The 11,458-nt window shown below is 65.6% G+C and carries 13 protein-coding genes; 5 read left to right on the top strand and 8 right to left on the bottom strand.

The features are described 5' to 3' along the window. The first annotated feature begins 16 nt into the window (after positions 1-16). Positions 17-1,396, top strand: a complete 1,380-nt coding sequence (locus C5B91_RS10985) for a transcriptional initiation protein Tat (RefSeq protein WP_115819332.1) — start codon at positions 17-19, stop codon at positions 1,394-1,396. Positions 1,397-1,405: 9 nt separating this feature from the next. On the opposite strand, the gene C5B91_RS10990 is transcribed toward C5B91_RS10985, so the two are convergent. Beyond that, complete coding sequence (locus tag C5B91_RS10990; protein ID WP_115819333.1) at positions 1,406-2,758, bottom strand: aspartate aminotransferase family protein; 1,353 nt, start codon at positions 2,756-2,758, stop codon at positions 1,406-1,408. Between the two features lie 220 nt (positions 2,759-2,978). Between C5B91_RS10990 and C5B91_RS10995 the strand changes: the two genes are divergently transcribed. Then, complete coding sequence (locus C5B91_RS10995; protein WP_049968586.1) at positions 2,979-4,244, top strand: AI-2E family transporter; 1,266 nt, start codon at positions 2,979-2,981, stop codon at positions 4,242-4,244. Between the two features lie 14 nt (positions 4,245-4,258). On the opposite strand, the gene C5B91_RS11000 is transcribed toward C5B91_RS10995, so the two are convergent. Both C5B91_RS11000 and C5B91_RS22430 read right to left on the bottom strand, forming a co-directional pair. Beyond that, the gene (locus C5B91_RS11000; RefSeq protein WP_004044685.1) at positions 4,259-4,546 is read right to left on the bottom strand and encodes a PadR family transcriptional regulator; all 288 of its coding nucleotides are present in this window, start codon (positions 4,544-4,546) and stop codon (positions 4,259-4,261) included. Positions 4,547-5,218: 672 nt separating this feature from the next. Next, a complete protein-coding gene (locus tag C5B91_RS22430; RefSeq protein WP_004974390.1) occupies positions 5,219-5,365 on the bottom strand; it encodes a hypothetical protein in 147 nt (48 codons plus the stop codon). A 143-nt stretch (positions 5,366-5,508) separates the two neighbouring features. Between C5B91_RS22430 and C5B91_RS11005 the strand changes: the two genes are divergently transcribed. Both C5B91_RS11005 and C5B91_RS11010 read left to right on the top strand, forming a co-directional pair. Next, positions 5,509-6,219, top strand: a complete 711-nt coding sequence (locus tag C5B91_RS11005) for a hypothetical protein (RefSeq protein WP_115819334.1) — start codon at positions 5,509-5,511, stop codon at positions 6,217-6,219. A 42-nt stretch (positions 6,220-6,261) separates the two neighbouring features. Further along, the gene (locus C5B91_RS11010; RefSeq protein ID WP_008094860.1) at positions 6,262-6,495 is read left to right on the top strand and encodes a hypothetical protein; all 234 of its coding nucleotides are present in this window, start codon (positions 6,262-6,264) and stop codon (positions 6,493-6,495) included. A gap of 24 nt (positions 6,496-6,519) precedes the next feature. Here C5B91_RS11010 and C5B91_RS11015 read toward each other — a convergent pair whose 3' ends face one another. From C5B91_RS11015 to glyA, 5 genes are all read right to left on the bottom strand, one after another. Further along, positions 6,520-7,026, bottom strand: coding sequence for an NUDIX domain-containing protein (locus C5B91_RS11015; protein WP_115819335.1), 507 nt, complete (start codon positions 7,024-7,026; stop codon positions 6,520-6,522). 9 nt (positions 7,027-7,035) lie between these two features. Next, complete coding sequence (folD, locus tag C5B91_RS11020; RefSeq protein WP_008094863.1) at positions 7,036-7,929, bottom strand: bifunctional methylenetetrahydrofolate dehydrogenase/methenyltetrahydrofolate cyclohydrolase FolD; 894 nt, start codon at positions 7,927-7,929, stop codon at positions 7,036-7,038. Between the two features lie 99 nt (positions 7,930-8,028). After that, the gene (locus C5B91_RS11025) at positions 8,029-8,598 is read right to left on the bottom strand and encodes a VIT1/CCC1 transporter family protein (protein WP_008094864.1); all 570 of its coding nucleotides are present in this window, start codon (positions 8,596-8,598) and stop codon (positions 8,029-8,031) included. Next, a complete protein-coding gene (locus C5B91_RS11030; RefSeq protein WP_008094865.1) occupies positions 8,598-8,897 on the bottom strand; it encodes a DUF211 domain-containing protein in 300 nt (99 codons plus the stop codon). The genes C5B91_RS11025 and C5B91_RS11030 overlap by 1 nt, the downstream gene beginning before the upstream one ends. A 99-nt stretch (positions 8,898-8,996) precedes the next feature. Beyond that, positions 8,997-10,244, bottom strand: coding sequence for a serine hydroxymethyltransferase (gene glyA / locus C5B91_RS11035; protein WP_049967853.1), 1,248 nt, complete (start codon positions 10,242-10,244; stop codon positions 8,997-8,999). A 366-nt stretch (positions 10,245-10,610) separates the two neighbouring features. Between glyA and tbsP the strand changes: the two genes are divergently transcribed. Beyond that, a complete protein-coding gene (tbsP, locus tag C5B91_RS11040; protein ID WP_049913562.1) occupies positions 10,611-11,438 on the top strand; it encodes a transcriptional regulator TbsP in 828 nt (275 codons plus the stop codon). The last annotated feature ends 20 nt before the right edge of the window (positions 11,439-11,458 follow it).

Below are 11,458 nucleotides of genomic sequence, written 5' to 3' on the forward strand. Positions count from 1 at the left end.
TTCGGAACTCCGCCGTGTGTCCCCCGACGACGCTCCTCCCGCGGACGACGCCCCTCCCACAGACGACTCTCCCTCCGACGAACGCTCCTCGCTCTCGCGTCGCCAACTGCTCGGCCTCGTCGGCGGTGCGGGCGCGGTTGCCGGCGTCGGCTGGTTCAGACCGACGTGGCTCCCCGACCCGATTACGGACTGGCTGACGACGATGTACCCCGACCCGCCGAGCAACTACGTCTGGCAGCCGCCGGTGAGCGACGAACACGCCGACGCGGCGGTGGCGAACCTCGAAGAGACCGTCGAGCAGGCGAAGCAACTCCGCTCGCAGGTCGACCTCGACTCGGTGGACGAGGATATGCGGTTTCATCTCCGCGGGTCGCCCGCCGGCGGCCACCTCGACGCCGCGAAAGAGGAACGAGATGCCCGTGAGCGTCTCTTCTCGGCAACCTACGGAATGCTGTTCGCCGGCGAAGCCGTCGGTTACGCGAAGGTTGCACTCGGAGAGGAGGACCCGGATGCCCGTCTCGAACGCGGCCGTGAACTGTGGGAGGCGAGTGACGCGGTTGCGGACTCCATCTCTGCGTACCGTGTCTCCGACCCCGGCCGTGACCTCGGGTATCTCTACGCCATCGAACGCCAACTGGCCTTTGTGCGAATCAGTTCGAACTGGAATGGGACGTCCGTCGGCGGCGACCCCGACTCGGTAGACGAGTACTCTCCCCACGGACTCGCGAACACCTGGGGGTCGCAGTTGCAGGCGGAACAACGACTCGAAAACGCACGACACTACCGAGAGCAGTATCGCTCGGGTCTCGGAGACGACCCACAGCCGCATCGCGAGCGACTGGACGACGCGCTTCTCGGCCTCCTCGCCGAAACCGACCGGTTCCCGAGACGTGACCAGATGCGGACGAAACTCGAAGACGAACTCGAACTCGACCGGTCGTCGCCCTACGGTGCTGCCCGCTGGGAGTTGTACACGCTCTGCTTCGACAACGGCTTCAGATTCTACGGCAACGACCTCCGCCGAGACCTGACGGTCCTTCGCGTCGTGAAGACCGGTCAGGCCCTCCTCGCGCGACAGGCCCACGAGTACGCCCTCGAGGAACTCGGCGTTACTCCTGCCGACACCGGCTACGACTCGGGTCGAGCGTTCCGGGCGAAACGCCGTTCGATGCGCGACTTTCGGGCGACGCGCGACGAATACGACTCGAACTTCGCGGGCGTCGTCGCGAACGAGGCGGCGAGCATTATCCGCGCCGGCGACGTGAGTCTCGAAATGGGCGACGGTCCCGCGTGGAAAGAGCGCGTCGAGTCGGCGGTGTACTACCTCGTCGGTGCTGGAATGATGCGGGAACTCGGGAACGTGGTCGAACCCGTCGTCAGCCTCGACACGAACTGACCGACCACGTTACGACACGTCTTCGATGGCGTCCAGCAGCATCGTCGCGCCGAGGTCGATTTCGCGGGCGGTCACGTCGAGCGGCGGGAGGATTCGAAGCACCTTGTAGCCGCACGAGAGAGTGAGGAGACCGCGCTTGAGAGCGGCTTCCTGCACGGCGTCGCGGCGTTCTTTGGTATCGAACTCGACGGCGAGCAGCAGGCCCTTGCCGCGCACGTCGACGACGGTGTCGGGCGCGTCGTCGCGCATCCGCTCGATGAACTGGCGGCCGCGGGCGACGGCGTTGTCGAGTAGGTCGTACTCCTCGATGGCTTCGAGGGTGAACACGCCCTGCATCGAGGAGACGATGTCGCCCGCGCCCCACGTCGAGGAGAGCCGCGAGGTCTCGTCGGGGAATATCTCGTCGTTCGAGATGGTCGCGCCGACGCGGAGGCCCTTCGCGCCGGTGATGATGTCGGGCTCGATGGGGTAGTGGTCGGAGCCCCACAGCTCGCCGGTTCGGCCGACACCGGTCTGAATCTCGTCGGCGATGAGCGTCAGGTCGTAGTCGTCGACGACGGCGGCGAGTTCTTCTGCGAAGGCGTCCGACGGGAAGCGGTAGCCGCCCTCGCCCTGTATCGGTTCGACGATGACGTAGGAGACCTCGTCGGCGTCGATGTGGCCCTTCTTCGGGTGGAGCTTCTGCCGGAGTTTGGAGACCGCGGAGTCGGCGTCGGGAAAGAAGCCGCAGGAACACGTCTCGGGCGAGCAGGTCCGGTCGTCGCAGAACGGCACGTCGAGGACGCCCGAAATCTCGGGAAACTTGCGCCGGTAGACGGACTTCGAGCGGTTGAGCGAGAGCGCGCCGAGGGTGCGGCCGTGGAACGCGCCCTCGAAGGTGACGCCGTACTTCGCGCCGTCGGCGTGGTCGTAGGCGATTTTGATGGCGTTCTCGACGGCCTCGGCTCCGGAGTTCGACAGGAACACCGTGTCCATCCCGTAGTGGCTCGTGAGTTCGGTCAGTTTGTCCATGAGCGCGGCGGGGCCGGGAAGCCGCTCCTCGCCGGGCGCGGAGCCGTCGCTGACGTAGAAGTCCTGCCCGGCGATTTTCGTCGGGTCGACGAGGTCGAACTCGGCCATGCGGTCCAGTATCTTCGGGTTGTTGTAGCCGAGCGGGGCGGCCGCGACGTGGCTCGTGAAATCGAGGAGGACGTTGCCGTCGACGTCGGTGCAGAAGGGCCCCTCGGACTCCGCCGTGATGTCCCAGACGAAATCGTAGACGTACGTGCTCGGCGCGGCGTGCTCGTGGTGGTACTCGACCCACTGGCGCGCTTTCTCGCCGGGCATCGAATCGACGCGTGGCACCGCCGTCTCTCGGTCCATGCGGCTCGGTACGAAGACACGTGTGTTAAGATATTCGTTATTAATGGTGCAATATCGGCCGGGGCGCGGTCCAGTCGGTCGGTTTCGCCGCGCGAGAGGACGCCTTCGACGGCGGAACGTGACGGTGTGACGTCGTGACCTGTCGCTCCCGCGATAGGCTTTTGACGCCTCCGCGTCCGTGTTGGGTATGGCTCTCCCCGACATCCAGCGTTCCCGCGCGATGTGGTGGTCGCTCGCGTTGGTCCTCGCGGGCGCGCTCACCTACGTCGTCTACTCTTTTATCGGAACGTTCGTCTTCGGTCTCTTCATCTACTACGCCACGCGACCCATCTACCGGCGGATTCGGAGGCGGGTGAAGCCCCCGAGCCTCGCGGCGGCCGTGGCGCTTTTCGCCCTCGCGCTCCCCGCGCTCGGACTCGTCGTCTACGCCGCGACCATCGCCCTCCGCGAGTTCCTGAAATACGCCGACCAACTCTCTTCCGACGAGGTGCCCATCGACCTCGAAGCCTACGGCATCGACCCCACGCTGTTGGAGGGAATCGCCAGCCCGCAGGCGCTGTTGGAGTACGACTTCCGGTCGGTGTTGACTCCCGAGGCGATCAGCTCGGTGTTCGACTCGCTGAGCGTCGCCGCCAACACCTTCGCGTTCCTCGGTATCGGCGCGATTCACCTGTTCGTCATGATCGCGTTCGCGTTCTATCTCCTCCGCGACGGGCACCGACTCCGCCGGTGGGGCCAGTCGATGTTCGCCGACGACCACGGCATCCTCGAAGCCTACATGCGCGGCGTGGACCGCGATTTCAACAATATCTTCTTCGGCAACATCCTGAACGCCATCCTCACGGGCACTATCGGAGTCATCGCGTACTCGCTTTTGAACGTCATCGCGCCCGTGGGCGTCAACATCCCCGCACCGGCGCTTATCGGCCTGCTCGCCGGCGTCGCGAGCCTCATCCCCGTCGTCGGGATGAAGCTCGTCTACGTCCCCGTCGCTGCCTACATGGCTCTCGAAGCGACGATTGCCAACCCGCCCGGGTTCTGGTTCGTCCTGCTTTTCGCCGCCGTCTCGTTCGTCATCGTGGACACGATTCCCGACCTCGTGCTCCGGCCGTACGTCTCCGGACGGAGCCTCCACGTCGGGGCCGTGATGCTCGCCTACACGTTCGGTCCGCTCCTGTTCGGTTGGTACGGCATCTTCCTCATGCCGATGATACTCGTGCTGTTCGTGAACTTCGTCCGGCTCGTTCTGCCGGAGCTCCTGGCGGGGAAGCCGATTCGGCCGTACATGGTCGACCCCGGACATCTGGTCGACGGCCCGCCGGTCGAGGAGTTGACGGCCGACGAGGCGGACGACGCACCGCGAGAACCAGCCGCGACCGACCGACCGGAAGAGAGCGAATCGGACGAGCTAGAGACGTTTACCGACCGAGATGAGAAATCGAGTCGTGACTCACGGTCGCCGTCCGACGCCGGTGTGGACGGGTAGTCCGAGTCGCCCGCTCACGCTTCGAAGTCTTCGGGGACGTACTCCGCTTCCCACTCGTCGCGGGCCTTTATCTCGCGGCGACCGCGGCGGGTGAGCGTGTAGTAGTTGGTCCGGCGGTCGCGCTGGCCCTTGTCGACTAGCCCCTTCTCGACGAGCGTGTCGAGGTTGGGGTAGAGCCGCCCGTGGTGAATCTCCTTTTCGTAGTAGGCTTCGAGTTCTTCTTTGATGGCGAGTCCGTGCGGCTCTTCGAGACCCGCGATGACGTACAGCAGGTCTCGCTGGAATCCTGTCAGGTCGTACATCGGTAAATTCGACTCGTATGTTACTGTCTAATTCAGATAAGCATATCGGCCTCGACCGACGATTCTCCCTCGAAAACCCGCTAGTCTCCGAGATACTCCATCAGCAATTATGTAGTCCAAATTACTAATTCCCCGAAATTGCCGTTTCGATGTCCGGATATGTCCACAAATGGACGGCTCGGGCGCATTAAGGGAGTAGATTGTTAAGTGTTATCAATGAACAACCACTCGACTATCCAAAACGGAAATCCGAGGTGAGGTGGCGGCGTCACCACTCTCTCGGAACGACTGGCGGCGGGTCGAACACGTAGCCTGTGTGATAAGAACGAGCTGACGACTCGGATGACCACCGAGAACGGCCGGAGCCGGAGCTCGGGTGTACTCGAACGCGGCGCGAATGAAACAGTCGCTCTCGGGTCGTAGCTTCGCGCAGAAGGAAAGCAAGCCGTGCCGGAAATCTCCGGCACGGCATGCCGCCCTGAATTGGTCCCCGCTGACGCTTCGGCCCTCCAAAGCGAAGCGTCACTATCGGCTACTGTTCGGTTTCACTTAAAGATAACGACGCGTGCCAAACATTGACAATTCGGCCAACTGTCCGTCTGAGTGGCACGCACGCGCCGAATTCCGGAAACGATGCGGTTCCGCTCTGCTCGAAGATTTATGTTATGGAATTCACATGTGTTCCTCTTCCAAGACCCAGCCGAGTGCCCGCTTATAATGGGTCATGAGCTTTCTGACCCCCTCGTGTCGCATCTCGTCGGAGTCGAGTTCGTCCTTCAGGAACTCGTACTGCTCTCGGACCTCGGATTCGCTTCGCATATGCCGACGGTGGGCCGCCGGACGTATGTAGCCCGGCGGTCGTCTCGGCTGGCGACCGCTCGCGGCCGCGTCGACTCGCCTCGCACTTGATGCCCCGGCGTCGGGTCGCCGTGCTTTTGCGCCGCCGGGTCGAACCCAGTCGCATGGAGATACGCGGCGAGCGCGAGTGCAAGGAGTGCGACCACCGGTGGTCGTACTACGAGACGGGAAGCGTATCGTGCCCGCAGTGCGGGAGCCTCCGGAGCGTCGGCGTCGGCGACAGGGAACGCCACACCGCCATGCAGATCAACCTCGACCTCTCGGCGCACCGATCGGCCGTCGGCGACGGGTCGATTCGCGACGCCGCCCCGGCGTTGAAGTCCGACCTCCGCGACTACATCCGGCAGACGGGCTACATCCGCGGGGGCGAACTGCTCCCCCTCGGCGACACCCCGCTGGCGGCTCACGAACTGCTCCACGCAGTCGATGTGGTCGCCCGGTCGAACCGGCCCACGGACGACGAACAGCTGTACGTCATCACCCTGCTCCGCCGCGCCGACGAGGGAGAGCGCCCCGACCCCGACGCCGTGCCCAAGTCGATGGCCGACTCCCGCGGTCTCGCCTACGCCGAGGCCATCGACGACTACTGCCGCGACCTCTCGACGTGGCTCGACGACAACCCGAACCCCGAGGTCAGGACGACGCTCGAAACCCTCTCGAACCATCGCAAGCGCGTCGAAGCGCTCGACGGGGCCGTCTCGTTTTCGGAGTCCGAGGCGCTCGTCGAGGCCGCCCGCGAGATACACACCGCGCTCGTCGACGACGACCTCGACGCGCTCGCGTCGGCCCGCGACACGCTCGCGGCGCTGTTCTGACGCTTCCGAACGTTTTTCCTCCACGACGACCCTTCGCCGACGATGACTGCCGGATTCGACATCCACGACGTGCGCCACCGGGTGAAACTGCTTCGCGACGACGGCGACACGATGCTCGTCGAGAACCGCGACGGCGTGGCCTGTCCGGCCTGCGGCGACGACTTCTCGCAACTGCTCATCTCCGACCGAGCGGCCCACAGCTTCGACGTGGACGCCGACACCCGGTTCTGTGTTCGGCGGGGCGACGACCAGTTGCTCGTGGCGACGCACGAGTGAGAACAAGTTGCGGTCGGACGCGCGTCAGCGCCCGAGCAGGAACCGAATCAGCCCGCGGTCCAGCGTGTCGTCGGGGAGCGTCTCGAACCACGCTACGTCGGCGATGGCCTCGTCTTGGAGGCCGGGGTCGTCGGTGAGGTCGCCCGCGACGGTCGCCTCGTAAATCGCGAATCGAAAGCTTGCGGCGTCCTCACCGTAGTGGAACGACTGCTCCGTGACGACTCGAAGCGCGCCCGCGTCGGCGTCGAGGCCGGTCTCCTCGGCGACCTCGCGGACCAGCGCCTCGCGTCTCGTCTCGCCGGCTTCGACCCCGCCGCCGGGGAGGACCCACTGGCCGTCCTGCCGGACGAGAAGCACCGCGCCGTCGCGCTCGCAGAGCGCGCCGACGCCCCACTCGAGGCCGTCTTCGATACGCTCGACGGCGCGGGCGAACGCCTCGGCGTCGAGGTCGTGGCGGTTCCGACGCCGGACGACGCCGTCCACGTCGTACGTCCACTCGCCGTCGATGTCGGCGTCTGACGGGGGATTCACGTCCCGAACTCAGGGAAGGTCCACGTCGACGCCCTCGGCCTCGGCGGCGGCCTTCACGGTGTTCCAGAGGAGCATCGCGCGGGTCATCGGGCCGACGCCGCCGGGGACGGGCGTGATGGCGCTGGCCTTCTCCTTCGCGGACTCGAACTCCACGTCGCCGACGAGTTCGTAGCCTTTCTCATTGTCTGCATCGACGCGGTTGACGCCCACGTCGATGACGACGACGTCCTCGGAGAGCATGTCGCCGGTGACGAGTTCGGGGACGCCCGCGGCGGCGACGACGATGTCGGCCTCGCGGGTCTTCGCTGCGAGGTCGTCCGTGCGCGAGTGGCAGACCGTGACCGTGGCGTTGCCGCCCTCGGCCTTCTGGATGAGCAGGTTCGCCATGGGCTTGCCGACGATGTCCGAGCGGCCGACGACGACCACGTCAGCGCCCTCGGTCTCCACGTCGGCGGCGGCGAGGAGCTTCTGGACGCCGTGGGGCGTACAGGGCTTGAAGCGGGCGTCGCCGGCGACGAGGCGGCCCACGTTTTCGGGGTGGAAGCCGTCGACGTCCTTGGCGGGATCGATGCGACGGAGGACGGTCCGGTCGTCGACGTGGTCGGGGACGGGCATCTGGACGAGGATGCCGTGGACCTCGTCGTCGTCGTTGAGGTCGTCGACGAGCGAGTAGAGTTCGTCGGCGGGCGTCTCGGGGTCGAGTTCGTAGTCGAACGCCTCGATGCCGACCTCCTCGCAGTCGCGCTGTTTCATCGAGACGTACGTCTCGCTGGCGGGGTCGTCGCTCATCAGCACGGTCGCGAGCCCCGGCTTCACGCCGGCCTCGTCGAGCGCGTCGATAGCATCAGACAGCCCGTCGCGAATCTCCTCGGCGACGGCGTTGCCGTCGATGATGGTCGTCATTGTCTCAGACAGCGCGCCCCGCCCATTTCAAAGATTCGGATTCGTGCGTATTATCGGCCTCAATGAGTTCAAAATATACACGAATGTGGTCACAAACAGTCACCCGAACAGCAGGTTCACCGCGGCCACCGCGACGCCCGCGAGCGCCATCCGCAGGCCGGCGACGTACCACCGCTGGTCCGATATCGACCCCATGTACGCGCCGAACGAAAAGAGGATGCCCGTCCCGAGGCCGACCGAGGCGAGCGTCGCCCACGTCATCGACAACAGCGTGCCGACCGCGAGAAACGGGAGCAGCGGGACGACGATGCCGACGAGCGGTCCGAGTCCGCTAGCGGCCGCGTTGATTCCCCGCGCCGCGACCTTGTCGCGTTCGACCGCGGTCCCGCCGAGGTCGGTCAGCATGGCCTCTTCGATGCGGCCCAGTTCGGCCCGCTTCTCGGCGCGCTCTATCTCCCAGACGCTCCAGACGCCGGAGGTCGTCAGGCCCACCGCCGCGCCGACGCCGATTTTCACGACCGTCAGCCCCTCCGTGACGCCGGTGAGGTACGCGCCGATGACGAGACCGATGCAGGTCAGCGCGCCGTCGAAGCCGTTCGAGACGAAGTACCGGCGGGAGATGGCGCGGACGCGGTCGTCGCGCAGGAGCGAAGCGAGGCGAGCCGACATCACGACGACGACGGGTCCTGCGGCTGGTCCCGGTACGCAACCAGCGTCTCGCCCGCAACCACCTCGTCGACGGAGTGGACCGTCCCGCCGAGGTCGCGAATCCGCCGTTCCACCTCGTCGTCGTCGACGGCCTCTCCCTCCACGACGAGTCTGAGGTTCTGGACCTCGCGGTCGGTTTCGAGGAGCGTCGCGTTCACGCCGGCCACGCCGGCCGCGTCGGCGACCTCGCGGGCGAACTCGACCGTCGACGGCGAGTGCGGTTTCAACACGTCGAGAACGAGCCGACGAATCGGAGCCATATCGAGTGGTGATACGGCGGCCCGGGTAATAGTGTTACTCGGGTGAAGGGTTAGAAAAACCGGGCGGGTGCGACCGCGACGGTCGCCTGCGAGCGTCGCTTACTCGTACAGCGGATTCGCGTCGCAGAGTTCCTGCACGCGCTCGGAGACTTCCGCGAGCACGTCGTCGTCTTCGGGGGCGTTGACGACTTTCACGATGAGTTCGCCGACTTCGCGCATCTCATCCTCACCGAAGCCGCGGGTGGTGAGCGCGGGCGTGCCGGCACGGATGCCGCTGGGGTTGAACGCCGAGCGCGTCTCGCCGGGGACGGTGTTCGCGTTCAGCACGACACCCGTCGATTCGAGCGCCTCCTCGGCGGTGCCGCCGGTGAGGTCGGGGTGCGAGTCGCGGAGGTCGACGAGCACGAGATGCGTGTCGGTGCCGCCGGAGACGACGCTGAGGCCGTGGTCCTGGAACGTCTCAGCGAGGACCTTCGCGTTGTCGACGACCTGCTGAGCGTACTCCTCGAAGGCGGGTTCGAGCGCCTCTTTGAAGCCGACCGCCTTGCCGGCGATGTTGTGCATGAGGGGGCCGCCCTGACCGCCGGGGAAGACGGCGCTGTCGATGTCGGAGGCGTACTCCTCGTCGCACATGATGATGCCGCCGCGACCGGCACGGATGGTCTTGTGGGTCGAGCCGGTGACGAAGTCGGCGACGCCGACCGGCGAGGGGTGGACGCCGGCGGCGACGAGGCCCGTGATGTGGGCGATATCGGCGAGGTGGAGCGCGTCTACGTCGTCGGCGACCTCCTGAATCGTCTCCCACTCGACGGCGCGCGGGTACGCGGAGTAGCCGGAGACGATGATGTCCGGTTCGAACTCCGCGGCCTTCTCGGCGAGCTGGTCGTAGTCGATGTAGCCGCTTTCGGCGTCGACCTCGTACTGCTCGACGTCGTAGAGCTTCCCCGTGAAGTTCGCGGGGTGACCGTGGCTCAGGTGGCCGCCGTGAGTCAGGTCCAAGGAGAGAATCTTGTCGCCGGGTTCGAGCATGGCGAGGTAGACGCCCATGTTGGCCTGCGTGCCGGAGTGCGGCTGCACGTTGACGTGTTCCGCGCCCCAGAGTTCCTTGGCGCGCTCGATGGCGAGGTTCTCCACGTCGTCGGCGTACTCACAGCCAGCGTAGTAGCGCTTGCCGGGGTAGCCCTCGGCGTACTTGTTCGTCAGCGCGCTCCCCTGCGCTTCGAGGACCGCTTCGCTGACGTGGTTCTCCGAGGCGATCATCGCGAGCGTGTCGCGCTGGCGTTCGACCTCGCCGTCGAGGGCGTCTGCCACGGCGGGGTCGACGTCGCGGACGTGGCTGTAGTCCATACGTAGTATCCGGTCCAATTACGGCATAAATGTGTCCCATTTGGCTACGCCTGCCGGTGTTGTGTTGCACGCCCGTGTATATTCTGTGGTGTGCTACCGTGAACAGATACACGAACGCGCGATACCGACCGTCTCCGACGTGTCCCCGAGCCGAACTGACTGCCGAGGCCGACCGCCGCGGGCGACAACTCCCGGACGCACGGGGTTCTCGGTTCGCCATCGATTTTCCCGCTCGCCGATAGGAGTAAAATTTCTGAAACGAAATGCTCAATTCGCGCGATACAGCGTTGGTACAACTCGATTTCGAATACGTTCTGCCGGTCGTCTTGCGTTAATATTAAATATATTACTGGCGATATTCAAGCTATGGCTATTCGTTCTAATCTACTCGCTGAGGGGGTAGGAGACATCATCGAGTCCGTCCTTTCCTCGTCGGAAGACGAGGTGCTGGTCGCGAACCCGACCGCCGAGGTCATCGAGGGGCTCGTCGCCGTGGCGACCGACATCGATGGTGACCTGCCGAAAATCCGTCTCGTCGCCGACGAGGGCGTCCTGAAGGACGTGCTCGACGACTTCATCGTCGCCTCCAACGCCGCGAACCTCGTCGCCGACGGCACGCTCTCGATGCGGACCGCCGACGACGAAGTCGAGAACACGCTGTTCGTCACGCCGAACTCGGTCGTCGCGCTCGTCGCCGCCGGTGACAAAGTCGCCGGCCTCGTCACCGACGACGAGGCGTTCGTCGAGACGGCGTTCGAGGCCCATCAGGCCCACTGGGCGGACGCGCCCGAATTCAAGCTCCGGACTCCGCCGCTCTCGCGCGTCCGCGAGACCCTCGGCGAGGACATCGGCGAAGAGACGCTCGCCGACTTCGACGCCGTGCTCGCTTCGCTGTCGTCGGCTCGCGGCGACGGCGACGGCCTCGACGAGGTGACTATCTCCCTTCTCGTCGCCGCCCGCAACGAAGTTCTCCTCTACGACATCTCGAAGTGGGGCGAAGACGTGGGCATCGCCAGCAAGGCGACCTTCTCCCGGACGAAGACGAAGCTCGAAGAACTCGGCCTCATCGACACCGAGAAAGTACCCATCGACGTCGGTCGCCCGCGGCTCCGCCTGAAGCTCGGCGCGGACGCGCTCGTCGCGGCCGCCGCCGACGAACTGGCCGACGAGGCCCAGAAACTGCTCGACGCGTAGCCGACCGCGACCCCCTCGCT

The organism is Haloferax sp. Atlit-10N (assembly GCF_003586325.1).
In the GTDB taxonomy this organism is placed as follows: domain Archaea; phylum Halobacteriota; class Halobacteria; order Halobacteriales; family Haloferacaceae; genus Haloferax; species Haloferax prahovense.